Genomic DNA, 22387 nt, shown 5'->3' with positions numbered 1-22387 from the left:
CCTGGAGCCCAAACTCGCATGCACCGACTCGACTTCGATCCGATCGACCATCTATGGGAGCTGCCCGCCTCCTTTGGTCAGCTCTACGGCGACATCATCGACCTCGACTACACCTTGGGTACCGATGCACAGCTGAAGATCGCCCCCTTGATCCTGAGGACACACAGCCTGACGGCCGGAACGATCAGCCTGCTGAAGGCGCTTGACCAGGACCCGTTCGCGGAGGTTCCCGGCTGGACCACCATCCTGGAGACGACCACGAAGCTCGTGGGCTCAACTGCCAGGGCTAGCACCGAGCTTGCTCTCGCCCTCAGCACCAACCCGTACCGCGACGTCCCGATCCTCCCGTCCCACCAGGACGTCATGCCGACGGAGAGCCGGTACTCCGCGGAGGAGTACGAGATGGCCGGGCACCAGTTGGAGGCAGCAAACCACCTCGAAGACAGTACCGACACCTGCTACGAACTCATCGGCATTGTCACCCGGGCACTGCGGGAACACGCTATCGCGACCGTCGCTGGACGGCCCCTCACCGAACGGCTCGCCAAGGCGTCGGATACCACCGGCCCGGCACCGGCACCGCCAGCACCCCGAAGCACCAGGCGCCGGTGACCGACTTCGCTCTCCTGGACCGCGTCCTCCTCTCTCCCCAAGTCCGTGGACTCGCTGACGGTTCCCCGCCTCCGGCGCCGTCCCCTCCGGCGCCCGCACCACCCTGGAACCCCCTCCTGGAAAACCCTCGCCACCGACTCCTCTCCCCTCTACCGCGCCGGGCCAGCGCCGCTGAACCCGACCACCCCTGACGAAGGAACCGCATGCCCGCCCGTTCTGATCTGCCCCGCCCGGGGATTCCGTACGAGCCCCAGCACCTGGAGTACCTCACTGTCCGCGAGGCGACCGACGCTGTCGTCGCCGACATTCGCGCCCACCAGCCGCTGCCCCTCGACAAGCACGGACACTTCACCGCCACCCGCCACGTCTCCTTGCTCACCAGCCTGCTCAACCAGGTAGCAAACGACGCCCATTACAACCGCTTCGAATGGCCCACCCCCAGGGGTCAGCGCAGCAGCGCCCAGCTCGCCGAGGCAGCCGTGCCCATCGCGCAGGCCTTGACTCACTACGTTCAGGCGCTGGAACCGATTGCCCGCCTCGCCCTTTCCATCCGTCCAGAGGACTCGGCAGCGGACCGCGCCGAAGTCCACCGCCACTTCCTCCCCCTCGACACGCTCCTCGACCACGCCCAGGCTGCGGTCCGCCGCCGGCCGCCCACCCCCGCTCCCGCTCCCGTACCCGCCTCCCCGGCTGCGGGCACGGCGCGGCAGCGGTAGGCGTATGCGACACGAACCCCGAACGAACAGCAGCTCCGCACACAAAGAGCGTCTCGCCCGTCCACGTGAAGAACGCTTCGACCGGTACGACTGGGAGCGAGCCCGCGGCCCGATCACGGCGTTCGGTGAGGACAAGCCGTTGGCCGACTGGGCCACGGATCCACGCTGCGTCGTCAAGCGCGAGGCCCTGCGGACCCGGCTCGCTCTCGGGTGGGATCCCGAGGACGCCATCACACGGAAACGCCACGACAAGCCCACCCTGGAACACACCTACAAGGGACGCACCTTGACCCTGCGGGGCTGGGCCGAGCAGTCGGGAATCAAGTACCACACCCTGTACAACCGCCTCACGAAGTCGCGGATGACCTTCGAGGAGGCACTCCTCAAGGGGTCCGAGGGCGCCGACTTCGTACTGCCGATCACCGCGTTCGGCGAGACGAAGCCTCTGTCGCACTGGGCGGTCGATCCCCGCGCCGGCTGCACCGTCACCACCATGAGGCGCCGTCTTGCCCATGGGTGGGATCCCGAGCAGGCCATAGCCGAAGAACCCCACAACCGCAGCACCCTGGGCACGGGCGTACCGCACCGGGCTCACGGGCTGAGTATGGGACTGGAGGACTGGGCCCGACACACCCAGATCCCCGTCGGCCTCCTGCGCTACACGATGACACGCTACGACCTTCCCCTTCACTCCACCCTCCACGCCCTGGGCTGGACCCCGAACTCCGCAGCCGGCCAAGTACATGACCTGATCGAAATCCCGGCCGCGCAGCTCCGCTCCGGCGACAGCGTCCTGAGCGCCGCAACCCGGACAGGACAAGACCCTCTGCTCACCGTCCGGCGCCCCCTCTCTGAGGCCCGCACCCGGCTGAGCAGCACTGTCCCTGTACCGGCGCCACGTGCGACGACCTCGCCGAGGACCGCCACGCCGCGCCGCTGATCGACGCGCGGCCGTCTCGGCCTTCCTCACCCGCGCCAACAGCCGCGCTGCCTCCCATACCCGCCACCGAGGCGGCCCCCCTTCCCCTCACTGCACGAAAGATCATTCCTTGGAAAACCCCCGCTACCGCCTACTTTCTCTCGGTGCCGGAGTCCAGTCATCGTGCCTTCTCGCGCTTTCCGCCGAGGGCATTCTTCCGAAAATAGATTTCGCGGTCTTCGCCGATACAGGGTGGGAACCTCAGGCTGTTTATGATCACCTCGATCGACTGGAACGGGAGGTAGCCGAACCGGCAGGCATACCCATCCTTCGAGTTTCGTCGGGAAACATTCGCGATGACGCCCTAGACCCGAATCACCGATTCGCGTCCATGCCGCTCTACATCCTCAACAAAGACGGCCGACCTGGAATGACCCGACGGCAATGTACTGGCGAGTACAAGATTAAGCCGATAAAACGACAGGTGCGCGAGCTGCTCGGATACCCCCACCCTAAGCCCGTCCCGAAGGGTCTTTTCGTCGAGCAGTGGGTCGGCATCTCCACCGACGAGTTCCATCGCGCCAAGGACTCCGATGTCCAGTACATGCGCAACAGGCACCCCTTGATAACCGATATGGACTGGTCACGCTCCGACTGCATCCGCTACCTCTCCGAGCTCGGACTAGCAAATACACCCAAGTCAAGCTGCCTGGGTTGTCCGTTTCATGGAAATGCGCAGTGGCGAAGCATCAGGGACGCTTCTCCGGCCGAGTGGGACGACGTGGTGGCATTCGATGCAGCGATACGCAAGGGAAACGCGCGAGCCAACGCATCGGGTAACCCACTGCTGGGACAGGCATTTCTCCACCGTTCGCGTGTCCCCCTCGACGTGGCGCCGATCGACCACGTCACCCGTGCGGAGCGCGCCGCCGCCGAGCTGGACGAGCTGGAACACGGCGTAGTCAACGGCTGCTCGCCGTGGGCCTGCCGCGGCGGGGAAACCGAGCCGGAGCAGGACGACTTCGGGCTGGCCTCTTGACGGGCAGGCTCGTGCTGGACCTCTTCGCCGGCCCTGGAGGCTGGAGTCATGCCTTGACGGTCCTCGGCGTCCGCGACGTCGGTCTGGAGTGGGACGCGTGGGCCTGCCGCACGCGGGCCGCGGCTGGCCAGCTGACCATTCGCACCGACGTGGCGATGTACCCGACCTGGCCGCTGGTGGGCCGTACCGCCGGACTGATTGCGAGTCCGCCATGCCAGGCCTGGTCGATGGCAGGCAAGCGGCTCGGCCTCGTAGACCAACCGCTCGTGCACCAGGCCGTCGCGGACCTCGCCGTCGGCCGTGACACGAGGGCGGAGCTGCTCGCCGCGTGCAAGGACGTCCGCTCGTTGCTCGCGGCCGAGCCGATGCGCTACCTCCACGCGCTCCACGCTGCCGGCGAGCCGGAGTGGATCGTCATGGAGGAGGTCCCGGACGTCCTGCCGCTGTGGCGGCAGTACGCCGTGATCCTCAGGGGCTGGGGCTTCTCCGTCTGGACGGGGGTCCTCAATTGCGCCGACTACGGCGTGCCTCAGACCCGGCGGCGGGCGATCCTGCTCGCCTCCCGCACACGAACCGCCGCACCGCCGCAGCCGACCCACGCCCAGGCCGCAGAGCCTGAGAGCCTGTTCGGACCAGGCCGCGAGCGGTGGGTATCCATGGCCGAGGCCCTCGGCTGGGGTGCCACCGACCGGCCCGTCCCGACCGTCTGCGCCGGTGGCGGTCCGGGGGGCGGCCCCGAACCGTTCCCGTCCGGGGCACGCAAGGCGCTCACCGACGCCCGCGACCGCGGTAGCTGGAAGGCTCCCTCACCTCAGCGGGCTGCCGTCCGGACAACACGCCGGACCGGAGCCCCCATCGACGCAGACCCGGAAACGGGCTGGGCTTGGTCGCTGCGCAGCAACAACCAAACGAACGCCACCACCAGGGGACTGGACGAGCCGGCGGGAACGCTCTTCTTCGGACACCGGGCCAACGAGTGCATGTGGGTCGCCGCTCCCGCGGCCGACAGCAGCGGCCAGGCCCCAGACCCGATTCGGATCACCGCTGCCGAAGCCGGCGCCCTGCAGACCTTCCCCGCCGACTACCCCTGGACCGGAACCAAGGGCTCCCAGTTCTCCCAGATCGGCAACGCCGTCCCACCCCTCTTGGCCGCGCACCTGCTCGCCCCACACCTCGGCAAGACCTTCACCCGCGACGACTTCACCCTGGCAGCCTGATGCCCAACCAACCGGTCCGAGAGCCGGACTTCGACCCGTACGACACCCCGCCGGATCCGCCGATCCACTACGCCGAGCAGGCCCTCCTCGGCTCCCTGCTCCTCGAGCCCCACCGGCGCGAAGCCATCGGCCCTCTCAGCCCGGAACACTTCGCGCGCCCTCTGCACGGTGCAGTGTTCGCGGCCGTAGCCGCGCTCACCCCGCCCGATCCGGCCGTCCACGCCAGGGAGCCGGTGTGGCTGGCATCCGTCCTCGGCCACGCCGGCCCCACGACCCCGGCTCTGACACCGAGCCTTCTCCATACCTTGATCGCGGGCGCCGGGAGGTCCGAGCACGCGGCCGAGTACGCGGGGATGATCCGGGCCGACCACGCCCGTCGTGCCGTCCGCGTTCACGCCGAACTCCTCGTCCAGGCGGCCGGCGATGCCACCCTGCCGGAGCCTGCCGCCGTCGCCCTGGCCCGCGCCGACATCCTCGCCGCCCTGCTTGACGACCTTGGCCGCCGATTCTCGCCACACCCCGGCTCCCTGCCCCGCACCCCTTCCCCGGAACCACCGAGCCGGGACACCGACGAGGAAGCATCCAGCGAGGAACAGGTCCTGCTGTCGACCGCCACCGCGCGTCCCGACTCCCTGCCGATGATGCGCTGGCTACAGGCGGAGGACTTCACCGTGCCCGTGCACGGACAGCTCTTCCGGTGCCTGACCTCGCTGGCCTACCGCAGCGCCCCTGTCGACCAGGTAACGGTGCTCTGGGAAGCCCAGCACCAAGGGATCCTCACCGAAGCCCTCACCGCCCGCGACGTGCTCGACATACTCGCTACCCCCGCCGGATCAGCACACCACTGGGGTGAGCAGGTCCTTCGCCGCTCGCTGCTCCACAGCGCACACACCGCCGGCCTACGGATCCAGGCCTACGCCGAGGACCAGACAAACACGCCCCACCAGCTGATCACCGGCAGCCGCCGCGCCCTCGCCGAGCTCACCGCCGTCCGGGTCCGCTGGCACCGCGCCACCAGTCCCACACCAGCCGCTCCGCCGAGGGCACGTGCCCCGGCGACCACCCGCGCTGGGCCCCGAACGCCCAGCATCCCCTCCGCGACCGCGCGCGCATCCCGCTGACCACCTCCGGGTCCGGCCAGCCACCACTGGCCGGACCCCGCAACCCGAGAGCACCCGATGCACAGACCCGACGCCCTCATCCACCTCGCCCTCCATCCCGACCACGCCTCCGCGGTCACCGCCACCCTCAGCGGGTCGGCAGCACCTTCAGCCCGCGTTGTCCTCCTCAATCACGGATTCCGCGACACAGCTGAGAACACCATGGTGCTCGCCCGCATCGACCACGACGAACCGTTCTACGCCGCGAGGGCCACCGAAGTCCTCGCCCACCACGGCTACAGCCCGCACATCGACCCCGCCCTCCAGGAGGAGATCGATACCGAATGGACTTACGGCAACTACCCGATGCATTGGCTGACCCGGGAGGAGATCCGCGAGGTCAGCGCCGAGGCCCAGCGCATCCACGACGACATCGCCTGTGACCGACTCACCATCCACCTTCACGCCCGTCACGGCTGGACCACCGTCGCCGTCGGCACATATCAAGCCGGCAAGAGCGTCCATCTCCACGGCGAGGACTACCTCCGCCAGGAAACGACGGACTACGAATCCGAGGCGGAAGCGGTAGCGGATTTCCACCGCCAGTACACCGTTGCCGTACGCCCCGGACCCGCCCCCCTCACAGACACGGAGCGCGCGGCCGCGGAGGCCCTCACCGCCTCGCCCCCGGCAGCCGACCAACGGCCCGAGACGACCTCGCCCGCCTCGGAAACCGTTGCCCCAGCGGCAGCCACCCCGCAGGAGCACGAAGCCCTGCTCGAGTCCTTCCTGGCGGCCAACGGCGAATGGGAGAAGTACAGGACCTGGATGGATGGCACCATCGCCAACCACGAGAGCCTGACCCTCCGGGCCGAGTTCGACCACGACGCCCGACACCGCAGCGACATCGCGTGGACGATCGCGGCGTACGAGAGCCCCGTCGGTGAGCGGCTCTGGCATGCAACGGCCAGCCCAACCACGCCCACCCTATTGGTTCGGGCCCTCCTGGAGAGCTTGACCACCAACGACCCTTGGATGCAGCCTGCCACCGAGGGCCTCGAGGAGGCCGGATGGTCACCGACCGCCTCCACCCGGCAGGTCTACTGGCAGGCTCCCGATGGCAGCGCCAGTTTGGAGCACGACCCCTACGCAGCCAACCGCCCACACAGCGGTCTCCCTGCGTGGACGGCCTACGGAGGCACAGACCGAAACAGGCCGGTCTGGGTCATCCAGCTCTCGCCCGCAACTCCCCCCGACGTTCTCGGCGCACTCGCTTTCGAATTGGCTTCCGGTGGCGCTCGGTCCGCCGCCGCGCATCTTCCCGCCCGCCCTCAGGCCTCGTTGGCGACACCTGTAATGCCGACAGCTGCGGCGCACGCAGCCCCTCGGAGACGGTGAGGAGCCGCCACTAGCACGAAGGCAACCAGTGGCTCCTGATAGCGGCCTCGCAACGATAGATTTCGCCGCCGACAGGTTACGTCCACGGACTCCGCGCCGAGATCGCAGCGGGACTGGGTTCCTTGAATCACAGAGCGAGTGGGAGAAGGTGCGCACCTTCTCCGTCAACACCACCATCGCCAACCACCAATCGCTGGCCCTGCAGGTCCAGTTCATGCACCAGACCCCGACCCAAGGGATACAGCAGCAGTGACACGAACTCCTATCCGAGCGATTCGCCCGCAGTAGCGCTGATCCCGCATCGATCTTCCGGCGCGATTGCGGAGACACATCCGCTGGTCGAGGCCGGGGTTCCACTCCCAATCCTCGCCACTCGGGAGTGGGGGCACATCGTGTGAGGCCGGCCAGGCACTGGTCCCTGGCTGCTAGAGGAGTTGCAGTGAACTGTTCACTGCGTTTTGCTAGTGGCATGACGCAGTTCCTCTCTCCCCACGCTCTGGCACGTCAGCGACTGTTCAGGGACATGAGCATGGAGGAGCTGGCTGAGGCCGTCGGTGTCACGCCACGTGCTGTGCGGCACTGGGAGGCGGGAACACGGACAGTCGGTGACCGGACCTTCGGACGACTGCTGAAAGTGCTGCGCTGTGATGCACAGGAACTGACGGCGCGTGAGCGAGGAACCGAGACCCTGGCGGACCTACGCCGTATCGCGGGCGTAAGCACGGAAGAGACCGCCTCTATGCTGCGGCGCAAGCGGGGCGCGCAGGGCCTGCATATCAGCGCGGAGAAAATCCGCGATCTGGAACGCGGCAGACGCGTACGCGGCTGGATGTGGCGGTCTCCCGAAACGCTGGGGCAAGTGGCACGCATGCTGGCCCAGGTCTACAAGGTTCCCGACCGGGTAGTGATGGATGCCTGGCACCGCAGCCGCCCAGAAGACCCTCTCCTGGTGCTCCCTGCCCGGCGTGCCCGTCAACCGTCCGAGGAGTCGATGGCTGCCTGGCACGCCCTCAACGACCGGCAGCGCAACTATCTGGCCTGCATCTTCCAGCAGGACCAGGAGGCCGAGGATGAACAGCGGCAGAACCGCTATGTGGGGGCGGAACGCCGGCCGGCGGCGGAGTGGCGGCGCATGACTCTGGCACTCTACGCACCGGCCGACGTAGTCGGATACACACGCATTCAGGAAGAGCTGCGCAAGGCGGGGGTTCATGACCCAGGGGCCGGGTCTTCGGTGGCAGCCCTTGAGCGGCGCGGTCTGATCGTCGCTCACCGGGACCGGGTCTACATCGACGGACTAGGGGACGTGCCTCGCACCCGGGTGGAGATGACCCGGCGTGGCCGGGCTGTGGCCCGCGCGGCGCTCGGTGTCGCACGCGCAGCGGCGCCGGCCGCGCCACTGCTGTCGTCGTGGCTGTGGAAGATCGTGGTCCGTGTCGCGCGAGCCGGGACACAGGGGGTGGACGGCAGTCTCGCCGGGCGTGGGCCGCATTACCTCGCGGTGGGACAAAGCCCTGACGGGCGCACCCCGAGTCGGGGCTTCATTGTTCTGCGGCACCCCGATGGGGTGACTCACGGGCCGCACCGATGGTTTCTCACCGACTCCGGACGGCGCCACATCACCGATCACCTCGGCACTTACCACGCCCTGTATCCCACGATCGACATCCAGGGAATCGAAGAAATTTTCGCCTGAACTCCTCTTAAAGTTTCCCGGGGTCCATTGTCAGTACCCTGCCGTAGGGTTCCGGGTCGTGATTCAAGCTGACGACACGACAGACATTCAGCAGACTCATGCCCTGCTGGAAATCGTAAAGGCTTTCGCCGTGTGCGAGCACGCGATGGCCAGCTCGGAACTGGAGGGCCCGAAACGCCTGGAACGTGTTATCGAGGCCCACGGCATCCTCATGGCGGCATGCGGCCCCGGGCATCTGATCCGGTTCGAGGAACTACTGGGCAGGCTCACCGGCGAGCGCGCGGGCTCTCTGGAGGAGCTACTGCCGGACTGGATCAACGCCAAGGCTCTAGCCGGCGTACGGCTCATGGACAGTGAGGGCGTCGCCACCGAGGGCGGGTTTGACTTCCGGCACGAAGCCCAGCGCGTCATGCGGGCCGCGCAGAAGGTCGGCAAGTTCACCGGCCAGGTGACGAAACCCCAGCTAGATGACGAGTACAGCCAGGAAGCCGTCTTCAGCGCAATCAAGGGCCCCTTCTACGAGAGGCACCGCACCACGCTGGTGGAGAACCCGACGGTCCACTCCGGCGACCTCCCGGACCTCAAGCTGCCGTCCCGTGCCAACGACTTCTACAAGCCGATCGCCCAGTACGCGCAGTACAACGGCTGGTGGTGGCCCTGCCCTGCCTGCAAGTGGCCGATGAAGGTGGCAGCCACCAGATCCGGCGGACGCACCCGGGGCACGGTGCGGTGCCTGTACCCCTGGCACGAGGAGACGGGCGCGTCATACGAGTTCGTCGTGACCACCCAGAGGAAGACGGCACCTTCCCTGAGCCCGACGTTTGAGTGCCGGGTCCCGTCCGGCCGGTTCGCGGCACTGTGGACCGGGGCACGGCCCCAGACGCCGCAGGCCAAGCCCGCCGAGGAGTGTGCGGCGCTGGTGCGGCCGGTCTGGCGCTACACCGTCGTTCCCGGCCTCCCGGAGCTGAGCCTTCACCGGGCCCTCACGGCAGCCCTGGCGGGAACGGCCTGGACGTCGCATCTGTGGCCCAACGGAGACCAGTGCGATCACTGGATCACCCACCAGGACAGCGAGAAACCTTGGTTCCTCGCGGACTTCAAGGACTACACGTGGAGCAACCACCTGGTCAGCAAGCTCCACCTGGACGGCGGCGACAAGGGCGGCGCGGAGTATCTGGTGGTGCCTGATTACCGCCAAGACCAGGTGGCTCAACTCGACATGGTCTGCCGCATGTACGGGATGAAGGCGGCGATGACCGCGACCGCCTACCTGGAGATGGTCATCATTGGGATCAAGGAGGGCCGGGCGTGAGCGGGGAGATGACGAGGGGAGAAGCCGGCCTGGCGGGGGCGCTCGCACTCGCGGCTCACTATTTTCCCCGCAAGGACGATGAGGGCCGAGTCCTAGCCGGCTTCGAAGAGGCCACGTTCTTCGCACACCGCAAGCCGCGGGCGTGGTCAGAATGGGCGAGGCTGCCGGTGGCCGAGCGGAACGTCATCCGTCAAGTGATGGCCCTGATGTCACCTGAATTGACGGACCCGAGGAAACTGAAGACGGCAGTCCTCGCACTCCTCGGCGCCCACGTCTCCGATCCCGACCTGGCGGACAGGTCGGGTGGTTCGCTGCGGCTGCCGGCCGGAGAGTCGCATCTGGCCGATGCGGTGATCCCCCGGGTGGGAGGGGACTGCCTCGCCTACGCGCAGCGCATCACCGGCCCCTTCTTCACCTTCGGCAAGCGCCCCAGGGCACAGGCGTTCGCGGGCCCGGGAACGCACAAGACGAGGACCGCCTACCTGGGACAGGAGTACGGCACGACGAGCCGGGATATCCACATCCAGGAAACCCCCGGATTCCGTGAAGCACCTGGCCATGAGGACCTTCCCCAGGTCAGGACCCGCCCACAGCGCGACCGGGTGGCACCGACGGTGAAGGAACTCCTGAAGGTCGCCAAGACCCTCAGCGGCCGGGACAAGAGTGTCGCCTACCTGCACAAGACCCTGAAGCGCTTCTTCAAGGGCATGAAGACAACAGGCGGCCGGCTGACGGAGCTTGACCTGACTTCCGGGGACCTTCAGGTCCTCAACGCCCCTACGGGAAGCGGCAAGACAGTCCTGCTTCGGGTCATGGCGTCCTGGGCGGCGCTCAACGACGTCCGGATCGCCCTCGCCGTGACTGACGTCCGCGCAACCTTGGACATGGCCTGGGACATCAACAACGACCTGGCCTACCTGCACGACAACGACCACCTCACCCACCACCTCCCCGAGCCCACCCATTGCACTGCGCTGATGTCGCCGGCGAGCATGCACCGGCGGGCCATGGACTACGCCGCCCTCAGCCCCTCCACCCAGATCGACCAATGGGATCTCCGCGCCAAGACCGACATCGGGCTTCTGTCGGCCGGCTGCGCCCAGCGAGCCTTGATGGACCCGCCCACCCTGTACCCGTACGGCGAGGAGAACTGCACTTCGCTGACCTCTGCCGCCACCGGCTCTACCCGGCATACCTGCTCCTTCGCCCCGGTGTGCGGGAAGTTCCAGCAGTTCTACCAGGCAGCCGACGCGGCCGTGATCGTCACCAACCACGCCAACCTGCTGGAAGGCCGCACCCGTATCGGCGTCGTCCTGGACGGGCAGGAGTTCCGCGGCAAGGCGCGCGGCACCAGGGGCATGAGCGTCCTGGAGATGGCGCTGCGGGCCTGCGATGTGATCCTCATCGATGAGATCGACGCCTTCCAGACGGCCGCCATCAGCCGCTGTACCTCGGAAATCACCCTGGCGTCCCGGAAGCGGACGAGCGCGCTGAGGGAGATCGATCAAGACGCCAAGAACCTCCCCATCGTCCATGAGATGGACCTGGTCTCCCCGGTCAGCCACGCCCGGCTCATGGCCGAGATGCTGCTGTTGTGGCTCTGCTCCGGCAGCGGGTTGAAGCTGAACCCGGGCAACGAGACGGACAGCCCAGATGGGGCCAGCCGCGACAACACCGGCTGGCGCCTGGCCCGCTCCCGGGACCGGGAAATCCTCCAGCTCCTCTTCCCCGACCAGACCGTAGCCGACGACATTGCCCCGGAATTCTTCACGCTCCTCGAAAAGATCATGCCCGCCCACCGGTACGACTCCGACCCGCCCGAGGAGCCCGAACATCCCGAAGGAGCCGACTGGGAAGCCATCGAGACGGCCCTGACAGCCCTCACCGCGCAGCGCGGCCAGGACTACCTCACGGACACCCGCGAGGAGATGCGCAAACTCCTGGCAGGCCTTGTGCCGGATGCGCATAAGCGGTCTGCAGTGGTGAATCTGCTGGTCACCCGTACCGTGCTGCGGGAACTCGACACCGCGCTGGACAGTCTGCGCTAGCAGGCGCAGACCCTGCGTTACCTCGATCTGGGGTCAGTGCGCAAAATCCTCGAGACCATGCGCAACAGCACGGTCGTCACTCTTTATCCGCTGGCGATGCTGGGCCGCTCCATCCACGGCTACCAGGTAAAGGGCATGGATAAAAAGGAGACGGAAGCGGAACTCCTCTCCCGGTCCTTCGGCGGCGACCCGCACACCTTCGTCTCCGAACTCGGCGGCCTGACCTCTCTGCTGACTGCCGGAGTGCAGCGCCCAGTCATGGGCCTGTCCGCCACCGCTTACCTTCCCCAGGCCGTACAGGAGCACATTCACGCCCCTGTGCGTTGGTGGCTGCCTGACACTCGCCCCGAGTCCATCGTCACCGTCCCCACCCCGGTCCGCGGCGATAGCGGCGACGCCATGAGAATCGGAGGGCTTCCGCCAGAGCGGAAACCCAAGGCCCTGCGCGACCTCGGCAAGGGTCTGTACGAGCAGCAGCTCGCCAGGCGTCTGGCCCGCCTCAAACAGCAGGAACCGGACCGGGCCCGCGTCATCCTCGCCGTCAACTCCTATGAGCAGGCCGCCCACCTCGCCTCCGGAGTGGCGCAGGCCGACGGACTCAACCACCGGGTCTGCCTGCTGGTGAAGAGAGCGGAGAAGCAGAACTACGAGGAACACCTGCCCGCCCACGTGGACAGAATGGTCCGCGAAGAGCTGAAGGAGTTCCCCGGCCGTGGGGAGATCCTGATCGCCCCCCTGGCCGTCATCGGCCGGGGCCTGAACATCGTTGTCGGTACCCGCTCGGCAGTCCGCGATATCTACCTGTGCGTCCGCCCCGTCCTCAGCATCGAGGAGACCGACTGGATGCACGCAAGTGTCAACGCCGCCGGCGTCAACACCTTTCCCACAGGTGGAAGCGATGAGCCCCTGACCGTCCTACGGAAGGCCGGCGAAGCCTCCTGGAAGCAGCTCTCCAAAATCCTGCGCTCTCCGGCCCGGTTCTCCAATATGGACCACGACCTCCGCAAGGAACTCGTGGCGGGCATGCTCGTCCTGCTCATCCAGCTCGCCGGCCGAGCCCGCCGGGGTGAGACTGACATGACTCTCCACATCGTGGACTACTCCATCCACGACAAGAAGTTCAGCTCGGACCTGGCCACGATCATCAGGCAGATCCACGACGACTGGGACCCGGAGCAGCGTCAGATCATGAACGAGCTCTACGGTCAAGCGCTTCAGGCATTCCTGACCTACGCGGGCCTCGACCGCGACATGCTCTGAACCACCAATACCCGCCTCCGTCTTCCTGGGACGGAGGCGGGCTCGCTTCCCCCTCCCCGGGGGAGAACCCGAGAGACGAGGTAAGTCCGCCCATGGGGCGAAGCAGCACGCAGCGGGATCTCACCGCGCACACCACATCGATCAGGTGCACGAAGGAACTCCTGGACGGCATGACCGCCCTGGTCTGGGACTTCGGCGACTACAACTCGCTGACGCGCAGAGCCTGGAGGGACCTGGGGAGCACGGCCACGAAGAACAGCAAATGGATCAAGGACGTTCAGGAAGCCGACCCCTTCCTCGTCCCCTACTCCATCGCTGTCACTGTTCTCCAGCAGATCACCGACGGTTACGTCTACCTGGACAAGTACCTGGCGTTCATGGTGACGCTCAACCCCGTGGAGCCCGCGACCCTCAGGGCTGTCTTCACCTACCTGGAAGGCATCGTCCGCAAGGTCCCCCTTGACGAGGTCCCCTTCATGGACCCGCCCGACCTCGCCAACCGGATCGCGGACACCACCCCCCGACGCCTTAGCCTCGCCGACAACATCCTCCACAGGGAAGACGGCAAGCCCGCCAGCCCTGACAGCTGGGCCTACCAGGCAGTGAAGTGGCACATCGCCAAGAAGCTGGCTTCCGCATCGTTCCTGGACCGGGAGATGGAGCCGATCCTTCAGGAGTACGAGGGCAAGAACGGCGAGACCAAGTACAAGACCACCGGCTGGCAGCCCTCCGACAACATCGCAGCGGTGGACTACCGGCCGATCAGCAACGGCGACCTGATCGCCTGGGACAATCCCATCGGCCCGGCCTTCGCCTCTCTCGCCCACCCAGTCAAGCTCAGCGATGCGGCCAAAGCTCGCCCCAAGGACCCCACCCGGGCACAAGTCCAGTACGCGCTGTCCCGCCTGTCGGTCAAAATGGCCACCTACACGGCCGAGCCCAGCCCCGTCCTGAACCTGGACGCCCACATCCGCCGTGTCAACAACACCGTGATCCATGCCAGCACCGTCCTCGTGGACCAGGGGACGGACCGGCCGTTGCTCTCCCTGTCTCTCGACGGGCGGGGTCTGCGTCAGACGAACAGGCACGCGCTGGAGATCCTGGCGAAGATGGACGCCGACAGGTCTTCACTCAACGCCATCGAGGAGCGCGTCGAGTACGAGCGCAAGCAGCTCAACGTCAGGGACGACAAGGGCAAGAAGATCGACATCCTGACGCCGCCGCCCGACTCGATCAGGCCGACCATGCCGAAGACGGACTCCTTCGCTGTCGGCACCGGTGCGGGGATTCACCACCTGGCGCTACTTAGGGAGCATCTCGGGCGGGCTTTCGGCGAGAAGGTCTCCCCATTCGACCTGAAGTCGAATGGAAATGTCTTCGGCAAGAGGGTGCACGAGCCGGCCAGTTCCGCCCAGGGCAAGGAAAAGACACGAAAGAAGGAGGGCGGGGAGTACGTCGATCTTGTAGGCAAACCCTCCCCCGAGAGTATCCGCCGTTCGATCGAGGCGGCCGGGTACAAGATGCTCCGCATCCTGTGCCTGTGGTACCGGGACGAAACCCGGATGCGGATGATCCACGGTCTTGCCCACCCCTACGGCCTCGCCCCGGATGATCTCGACCCGGTAGAGGGGGAAACCCTCCCACTCGCGCCGGGGATCGAGGCCGTCTTCTACAACGCCCAGGACCTTCTGGAGCACGGCCCTGGAACCCAGCGGGCCTCGAACACCGAGAAGATCACCGCCCGGTTCGCGGAACCCGGTGTCCTTCTCGCCGCCTGGTGCGAAACCGAGATCCCCGTGCGAGGCGAAGAGCACGAGGGAATGAAGCCCGCTGAGGCAAAGAAGGCTCTTGAGGAGAGTGACGCCAAGCACCAGGTCGTGCGCGAACTGGCCAAGGCGACGGTGCCGTCCCAGTTCCTCGTCGGCCGCGAGTACGACCCTTTCACCAAGACTTTCAGCATCGTCAAGAGGCCCAAGAAGGCTTTCGAGGACCACCGCGTCTACATGGGCCTGCTGGACCTCTACCGCTCGTGCGGTGTCGTGGACGACCGCTTCGAACGCGCTCTCTACCCCGATGACGACCCTTACCCGCTGCCGCGTATGGCATTCTGCGGCATCCACATCCGCAAGCAGGCCACCGACCACAAGTACAAGGGACAGCCCAAGAGGATCATCTGCGCCAGCGCGATCATCCCCTCTCGCGAACCCGGCGGCCCCTGGCGCATGCTCGGTTGGAGCAACATCCACCCGCAGTGGGAGCACTACGCCCTGGCACAGAGCAACTTCCACGCCGCCAACTACCCCCTTCACACCGAGAACGGGAACAACGACATCCAGCGCTGGGCACAGGCCGGCGAAGACGTCCGCGCCGCTCTCCAGGACCTTCACGACGAACTCGACGGTCTCCCCTACGCACTGATGATCGACGGGCACGCGTGCCGCCGCGTCTGGCCCGGCCTCCACAACAACAAGCAGGGCCTCAGCGAGAGCGCCGACGACCCACGGCTCTGGCTCCCAGGAAGCGGGCTCCCCCCTTCCTGGAACCCCGTCAGCATCCTCCGTATGAACTGCATGCAGGCGGAGATGCCGCGGCTGGTCTCCGTCACCGAGAAGCAGAAGAACGGCAAGAGCGTCACGGTCAAGACCTCCAGCGACCTGTACTACCCGGGCGACCAGCCCGAAGGCCACCCCTGGTTCCTGTTCACCGAACCCCGCAACTACGGCAAGAAACGTCACGGACAATGGAAGACCCGCTGGCGCGCCGACCCGGGCAAGGCTTCGAAGAACGCCGACGAGCGCAAGGAAAACGAGCTGAACTCGCCGTGGTACAGCATGACCACACGTGAGATCACCCCCATGCATACACGCGACGGCTACGACCGCGAAACTCTCGCCGTCGCTGCGGCCCGGCTCAGCCACCAGGCCCTCTCCTGGTCAGACCGAACCCGATACCCCGCCCCGCTCCACGCCGCGCTCCAAATGGACCTCGGCCACCCCCAGTACCGGCGCTCCGCGCCGAAGGACGACGAGAGCATCGAGATCCTGAAGGAAGCCAACGGCGCCGACGTGTAGAGCGCCGAGCATCGACACACAGTGGTCCGTGTCCCACCCCGGGGCACGGACCACTCCCGTACATGGACGCGAAATGCCGGTGGTCACGCCTACGCCGAGGCGGCCGCCCAGCCACGCCGCTCTGTACAACGACAGCGTGGGCCTCGTCGGCCGCCGAAAATCGCAGTGATCACTTCGTCATATCCCCTACCCTGCCGGCACCACCAGCCCCGCAGGACGAGGACTCCCCGATGACGAGCAACCCCGATGTACGCCCGGAGATCATCGACTTCTACACCCGCTCCGACGAGGCCGCACGACTGCACACCACCGCCACGGGTGCCTTGGAACTTGCACGCACCTGCGAGTTACTCCGTCGCCACCTCCCGCCTGCGCCGGCCCGCGTGCTTGACGTCGGTGGCGGCCCCGGAACCCACGCCCGCTGGCTCGCCGCAGACGGATACGCTGTGCACGTCGTGGACCCCGTACCCAAGCACGTCAGTCAGGCCGACGCCCTCGACGGCGTCACAGCCGAGCTCGGCGACGCCCGCCACCTCACCGCCGCAGCCGGCACGTACGACGTAGTGCTGCTCCTCGGTCCCCTCTACCACCTCCATGACAAGGCTGACCGGCTATCCGCACTGACGGAAGCAGCCCGCGTGGCACGGCCGGGCGGTCTCGTCGCCGCGGCCGCGATCTCCCGTTACTCCCCCCTCCTCGACTACATCGCCACCACCGGCATCACCGAGCCCGCTGTCCAGGACGGAGTACGCGACACCCTGGACCAGGGCCGCTATGCCGGACAGCGCGGCTTCACCGTCGCCTACTTCCAGACCTCGGACGAGCTTCGCGGGGAGGTCACCGAAGCAGGCCTCCCCGCCCCGACCGTGTACGGCGTCGAAGGTCCTGGCTGGGTAGCGGTCAAAGCCATCGAGAAATACACCGACACCAACCTCTTGGGCACGGCGATGTACGACGCAGCCCTCGCCGCAGCGCGCCTCGCAGAATCTCACGCTGCGCTCACCGACGCCTCTGCCCATGTTCTTGCCATCACCCGCACCCGACGGGTCTAGGCTGTTTCCTCGTGACCGTCTTAATCGTGGGTGGTTCCGGATTCTTGGGTGCCGAACTGGTTCGGCAATCGGTAGCTGCTGGGCAGACGACGGCCGCGACCTTCGCGACGAGGCCCGGGAGCGCCCGGGCCGTCGCGTGGCACGCACTCGACCTTCGGAATCCCGGAAGCGTGGACGCGGTCGTGGCCGAGGTCAGCCCGCGTATCATCGTCAACGCCTCGAGCGGCAAGGCGGACTGGAAAGTCACCGCCGAGGGTCCCATCCGCTTGGCGATAGCTGCAGCGAATTCCGGCAGCCGTCTGATTCACGTCTCCACTGACGCCGTGTTCTCCGGCACCCGTGCCAACTACGACGAGTGCTGTCTGCCAGATCCCATCACCCCGTACGGGGCCGCGAAGGCCGCTGCTGAGACGGGGGTTCTTCTCGTGCATCCAGAAGCCGTGGTTGCCCGCACCTCGCTGATCATCGGCGACGGGCAGTCCGAACACGAACGTGCTGTCCACGACCTTGCCGCCGGTACCCGAGCCGGCGTCCTTTTCACGGACGACATCCGTTGCCCAGTACACATGGCCGACTTGGCCTCAGCTCTGTTGGAACTCGCCTCGGGAGATGCGACCGGCATCGCCCACCTCGGTGGCAACGAGGCCCTGAGCCGTCACGAACTCGGCATCCTCATCGCCAGGCGCGCCGGACTCGACGACTCCAAACTGCCCACAGGGCTACGGGCTGACAGCAAACTCCCCGGTGCCCTTGATATCCGTCTCGACAGCCGCGCGACACAGCGCACGCTGCGAACCACGCTGCGCGGCGCCTCCCAGTTCCTCGCCCGAGCGACCTAGATAATCCATTCCAAGGGATGCCTACGGAGGGTGGGTGGGCGGCGGCCGAAGCCACCGCGAGACGGCCAGGCGGCGGGTTGCCGGCCCTGGTTTGTTGAGGTGGCAGCGGGCGGTCAGGCGTCAGGGTCGACTTCGGGGTGGGTGAACCGCACGGGCTTGCCCAGCGATCGGGCGTAGGCGATTTCGGCTCGGGTGCTGTCTCCGATGTAGTCGCCGACTACGAGCACCTCGTCAGCGAGCCGAATCTTCGCCCGGTGTAGATGGCCGAGTTGGACCTTCAGCGCCTCGGCCTCGACGGGATCGGACCAGAGTGCGTGCGGCGACTTCATGTCAATGCCCGGTTTGACGACAATCTTTCCGGCTTTGGTCTCCCGCAGATCGGCCTCGTTCATCTCGGTCACGAAGCGGGTGGAGCCGCAGATCACGACGATACGTGGGAGGCTCAACAGCCTTTTCGCGTTGGCGAGCTTCTCCTCGGGAGTGAGCAGTTGCGGGTACGACACTGGATCCTCCTGGTGGTGCGGTCCAAGGGTTGCCTGCGGAGACGAGAACGCACGACGAGGTCCCGCAGACCGGGCACGTCGAGCCGCTTGCCGATGCGCCGATCCGTGGCCCGGTTCGCCCGTCAGGCCAGTTCGTCGACGCGGGCTGCGCACGCGGTCAGGATGACGCGGAGGTCGTCGTAAGCCGGTGCGGCTTCGAGGAAGTCGGCACTATCGATCGCAGTCAGCACCTTGCCTTCCAGGTCGGTGATCGTGCAGGCGGGCAGGAAGGGCATGGCCAGCGGTCGGTAGCCGCTGTCGATAGTGGTACGGAGAGCGCGCTTGAGGGAATCCCAGTTCCGCCGTGCCGTCATCTGCTTGTCGGTCAGCTTGCCCGAATCTTCGGCGGGGTCTGGTGCGCCGTGCAAAGCTTCCATGTCCCGCAGCAGAGTGTCGATGTCTGTGTGGACCTGCGTGCACAACTTCCGGGTGCGGGCGTAGGTCTTGTGTGTGACCACGGTCATGGTGACCAGGAGTGTCAGCACAGCGGAGATCAGCGGCGCGGGGTAGGTCTCGCCGAACCGCGCGGCCAGCAACGCGGCGACAGCACTGATGCCAGCACCGTTCGCGACCGTTCGCGACAAGGCTGCGCGCCGGATACGGCCGTGAAGACGGCGCAGGATCAGGTCTGATGGCTCAATCGGGCGCAGCAGGAGTGTCAGAACGCAGATCACAGCCAGGAACATGGCGGTGATCCAGTAGTCACGCGGCTGTGCCGTGCCCCAGAGGGCCTTGACCGCGGTGCCGGCCGGTTGCGTTGCGATGAGGATCAGGAACATTCCCACTCCGACCACGTTCCAACTTCCGGGCCGCAGCGGGTTCGCCCCCAGGAACCGGCGCAGGGCCTTCGCCCCGTCGCAGGTCATAAGGACAGACCCGACGTAGATGAGGGGCATGCCGAAACTCTGATGCAGCTCAACGAAGAGACGACCGACGACGATGGCCAGAAACCCGAGGACAGCTCCGCTGAGCCTCCAGTGAATGCGGACGGGGTCAAGGACCCGCTGCCGGAGCACCAGGAATGTCATGACCCCACTGTGCGGCGCCCGTCGAGGGCATAGGGCGGCATTTGATACAGATCAGAGGGTTCACGAGGGCGAAGGCATCGGAATCAGGGGCCGTTGACCGGCTGCGGGCGGCGGTGCCGTTCCTACTCATCCACGACGCGCCCTTCTGTTGCCTCTTTCAGCTGCACTCCGGCTGGCTCCCCCAAGGGCCCCGGGGTGCGCCAGGATCGACTCGGCACGGGCCTCTGACCGGCACGCTCAAACCTCGGTGACACAAACTCGCGTCCGTCAAGTTCAATGACATTCGCTCGAGGCTCGATGGCACAGGGCAACTATCGGCGGCCGGGGAGCCAGTGCCACTCGCGACACAGAATAGAACACATGCCCGACTACCCGACCGACCTGCCGCGCCTGGAGACCATCGCGATCTTCCTGCGGGTGCAGCTCAAAGCGGTCGAGCGGCTGATAGCGGCCGAGGAAAAACGCCTCGCCACCGAGACCACGCGCCATCCCCCGACTCTCCAGCCGGACTGGGAGCTGGAGGTCGACCTGGGCAAGCACCCTGCCCGGGTCCACGTCGGCGGTTGCTCCATGGGCGGCAAGGGCGGGCGCATGCGCGCCTTGACCAGGGAGGCCGCTCTCCGTGCGCTCGCAGTTGACCGGGTCCCGGCCTGCCCGTACTGCAGCCCCGACGCAGTGCTCGGCGTGCTGGACTAACCAACCACCCGCAGGCTGGAGGCATGGACCGTGCGCCGATCCTCGTACACCGGATCTCGACGACGGGCGGCCGGCGGGTCGTCATCCGCATACGCGGTGTCGACACCCTCCTCGGCGTTGCCCACAGCGATGCGGATCTGATCGAGTTCCTGCGGCGTATCGAGGTCCCCGACCCGGACGAGCTGGTCCTCGGCGACTCCGAGGCCATTGCCTGGCAGGGAGGAAGGCCGCACGTGTACGAGGAGACGGACGAGCCCTGAGCGCGCGGCAGCCCTCCCGTGGGGAGGGCCGGGAGGGTGCTGGCCCGGGGGGATCCGGAGCGCGACCATACGCACGGCCAGGCAACCGCCGATAGGCATATGACAGGGGATTCCGGATCGGCGTCGCGTTACGGAACAGCCAAGAGTGGGATCAAGGCGGTCCAACTTCATTGCGTTGGCAGCCAGCCCAAGTCCCCTGTCGCTGGACACCGTGCTCGCGATACCGAGCCCCACCCGCTACCAGTCATCCCGTGAATTCGGAAATCACGGATTCGCCGCATCATGGAAGGACACCGCCAGCCCCTGCCCCTCAAGCCGCAAGGACGATGCCTCACACCCAAGCCGAAAACTTCAAAGAGGCGGCCCCAGAACTGCCTGGTGCGGGCTCTGCTTCACGCAGCGTCGTAGCTCATCCGCAGGAGAGGCTCGGCCCGGCGCAGGTCCCGCTCGGTGCGCAGCCGGACTTCAACATCGCCAGTGCCGTGGTGCCCAATCTGGCTGACGTCCCGGGTGAAGCCTGGCACCAGGTCTACGTCCTTCGGGCTGATCCGAAGCGTCACCACGACCTCCTGCTGATGGGCGTGGCTTACGCACGCGAAGTTCCGAAGTCGCCTGTACGCCCTGTACTGCTTGCGGTCGATGCGACTCACGTCGTCACCGAACCCCAGCAGCAGCTCCTCCAGCACGGTCCGCAGGTCCAAGACGCCGGCACTCTCCGTCGGCCTGCCTGCGGGCGTTGCGCCCCGCTGCCCACGGTCCCTTCGGACCGCTCCGTCAGCTACGACGGAGGCCACCGGCTCAAGGGCCAGCAGGTCGTTGCCAAAGTAGCTGTAGCGGACCAGGTCGATGCTGCGGCGGATCTCGCGCACGGCATGGACGTCGTATCGCGTGAAGTCCTCCGCCACGCAGATCAGCCGGGGCGCGCTCCAAAGGACCTGGGCCGCGGCCGCGTCCCCGAGCCGGTCGCGGACCAGGTGCTGGAACTCAGCCTTGTGGTCGACCAGCCACGAGAGGTAGAAGAGCCCCTGTGTGATGACGCCGGCGTCCCGACCCCGCTTGTATTCGACCACAACCGGCGAGCCATTCTCGTCCAGGCCCAGCGAGTCGATACGGCCGCGATGAACCGGCCCAGTGCTGTACTCGGTGGCCAGGAACCTGACCCCCAGCATGGCCTCCATGTTCGCCTCGACCACGTCCTGCAGGTGACGCTCTACCTCTGCCGGCCGCGCAGCGATCTCTACAACGCTCCCCCCGGCCACGTCGAACAACCTCAGCTCCGACACCCCCCGCAACTCGCGTGCTCCGCAAGACTTAACCGCGATAGAGCCCGAATTGTTTCCGGCGGGGCACCCGAGTTGTGGTGGTCCCGTGTGAGTGGCACCCATGCCTCAGCCAGTGCGTCCTTGGCCGCGCCATGGCGCCTCTAGAACAAAGGGCAAGGATCGCGCTGCGAGCCGATTCACCCCCGCGCTCACCATGCATGACGCCGGGGTGAGCAAGCCTCGACGGCGCGAGGCTTCCGGATCCTTCACCAGCCAAGCGCAGGCAGGGCATCCCCTGGGCTCACACGGCTGGCCGTCAC

Annotated in this window: 19 protein-coding genes; 16 read left to right on the top strand and 3 right to left on the bottom strand. The window is 66.8% G+C overall.

The genetic code is table 11. From position 1 onward, the window contains the following. Positions 1-18: 18 nt before the first annotated feature. The 14 genes from AC07A6_RS00645 to AC07A6_RS00580 all read left to right on the top strand — a co-directional run bounded on the left by AC07A6_RS00645 (position 19) and on the right by AC07A6_RS00580 (position 18279). On the top strand, positions 19-612 hold the full coding sequence (locus AC07A6_RS00645) for a hypothetical protein (RefSeq protein WP_478775464.1): 594 nt from the start codon (positions 19-21) through the stop codon (positions 610-612). Positions 613-815: 203 nt separating this feature from the next. Continuing rightward, the gene (locus AC07A6_RS00640) at positions 816-1328 is read left to right on the top strand and encodes a hypothetical protein (RefSeq protein WP_478775463.1); all 513 of its coding nucleotides are present in this window, start codon (positions 816-818) and stop codon (positions 1326-1328) included. A gap of 4 nt (positions 1329-1332) precedes the next feature. Continuing rightward, positions 1333-2268: a hypothetical protein gene (locus AC07A6_RS00635; protein ID WP_478775462.1), complete on the top strand. Its 936-nt coding sequence runs from the start codon at positions 1333-1335 to the stop codon at positions 2266-2268. A 109-nt stretch (positions 2269-2377) separates the two neighbouring features. Then, complete coding sequence (locus tag AC07A6_RS00630) at positions 2378-3286, top strand: adenine nucleotide alpha hydrolase family protein (protein ID WP_478775461.1); 909 nt, start codon at positions 2378-2380, stop codon at positions 3284-3286. Next, positions 3283-4503 (top strand): DNA cytosine methyltransferase, encoded by a 1221-nt coding sequence (locus AC07A6_RS00625; RefSeq protein WP_478775460.1) that lies wholly within the window; start codon positions 3283-3285, stop codon positions 4501-4503. Before AC07A6_RS00630 ends, AC07A6_RS00625 begins: the two co-directional genes overlap by 4 nt. Continuing rightward, complete coding sequence (locus AC07A6_RS00620) at positions 4503-5624, top strand: DnaB-like helicase N-terminal domain-containing protein (RefSeq protein ID WP_478775459.1); 1122 nt, start codon at positions 4503-4505, stop codon at positions 5622-5624. Before AC07A6_RS00625 ends, AC07A6_RS00620 begins: the two co-directional genes overlap by 1 nt. 57 nt (positions 5625-5681) lie before the next feature. Further along, a complete protein-coding gene (locus tag AC07A6_RS00615) occupies positions 5682-7001 on the top strand; it encodes an SPDY domain-containing protein (protein ID WP_478775458.1) in 1320 nt (439 codons plus the stop codon). Between the two features lie 469 nt (positions 7002-7470). Then, positions 7471-8697, top strand: coding sequence for a helix-turn-helix domain-containing protein (locus AC07A6_RS00610; protein WP_478775457.1), 1227 nt, complete (start codon positions 7471-7473; stop codon positions 8695-8697). Positions 8698-8827: 130 nt separating this feature from the next. Beyond that, a complete protein-coding gene (locus AC07A6_RS00605; RefSeq protein ID WP_478775456.1) occupies positions 8828-10009 on the top strand; it encodes a restriction endonuclease-related protein in 1182 nt (393 codons plus the stop codon). Next, entirely contained in the window at positions 10006-12057 is a 2052-nt protein-coding gene (locus tag AC07A6_RS00600; protein ID WP_478775455.1) for a hypothetical protein, read from the top strand. Before AC07A6_RS00605 ends, AC07A6_RS00600 begins: the two co-directional genes overlap by 4 nt. A 57-nt stretch (positions 12058-12114) precedes the next feature. Then, a complete protein-coding gene (locus tag AC07A6_RS00595; protein ID WP_478775454.1) occupies positions 12115-13317 on the top strand; it encodes a hypothetical protein in 1203 nt (400 codons plus the stop codon). A gap of 170 nt (positions 13318-13487) precedes the next feature. Beyond that, positions 13488-16388, top strand: a complete 2901-nt coding sequence (locus AC07A6_RS00590; protein ID WP_478775453.1) for an RNaseH domain-containing protein — start codon at positions 13488-13490, stop codon at positions 16386-16388. Positions 16389-16618: 230 nt separating this feature from the next. Next, positions 16619-17440 (top strand): class I SAM-dependent methyltransferase, encoded by an 822-nt coding sequence (locus AC07A6_RS00585; protein WP_478775452.1) that lies wholly within the window; start codon positions 16619-16621, stop codon positions 17438-17440. 11 nt (positions 17441-17451) lie between these two features. Then, positions 17452-18279 (top strand): SDR family oxidoreductase, encoded by an 828-nt coding sequence (locus tag AC07A6_RS00580; protein WP_478775451.1) that lies wholly within the window; start codon positions 17452-17454, stop codon positions 18277-18279. Between the two features lie 113 nt (positions 18280-18392). Here the strand turns inward: AC07A6_RS00580 and AC07A6_RS00575 are convergent, their stop codons facing one another. Both AC07A6_RS00575 and AC07A6_RS00570 read right to left on the bottom strand, forming a co-directional pair. After that, positions 18393-18782 carry a hypothetical protein gene (locus AC07A6_RS00575; RefSeq protein WP_478775450.1) on the bottom strand — a complete coding sequence of 130 codons (390 nt, stop codon included), beginning with the start codon at positions 18780-18782 and terminating at the stop codon, positions 18393-18395. A gap of 122 nt (positions 18783-18904) precedes the next feature. Continuing rightward, entirely contained in the window at positions 18905-19849 is a 945-nt protein-coding gene (locus AC07A6_RS00570; RefSeq protein WP_478775449.1) for a hypothetical protein, read from the bottom strand. Between the two features lie 360 nt (positions 19850-20209). On the opposite strand from AC07A6_RS00570, the gene AC07A6_RS00565 reads away from it, so the two are divergent. After that, on the top strand, positions 20210-20545 hold the full coding sequence (locus AC07A6_RS00565) for a DUF6233 domain-containing protein (protein WP_478775448.1): 336 nt from the start codon (positions 20210-20212) through the stop codon (positions 20543-20545). A 23-nt stretch (positions 20546-20568) separates the two neighbouring features. After that, positions 20569-20805, top strand: a complete 237-nt coding sequence (locus AC07A6_RS00560; RefSeq protein ID WP_478775447.1) for a hypothetical protein — start codon at positions 20569-20571, stop codon at positions 20803-20805. 392 nt (positions 20806-21197) lie between these two features. Here the strand turns inward: AC07A6_RS00560 and AC07A6_RS00555 are convergent, their stop codons facing one another. Next, positions 21198-22088 carry a DUF5655 domain-containing protein gene (locus AC07A6_RS00555; protein ID WP_478775446.1) on the bottom strand — a complete coding sequence of 297 codons (891 nt, stop codon included), beginning with the start codon at positions 22086-22088 and terminating at the stop codon, positions 21198-21200. Between the last annotated feature and the right edge of the window lie 299 nt (positions 22089-22387).

The sequence above is a fragment of the Streptomyces sp. NPDC044002 genome (genome assembly GCF_056434525.1).
Note: the sequence above shows the minus strand (reverse complement) of the source record. Positions and strands in the feature narration are given on the sequence as shown.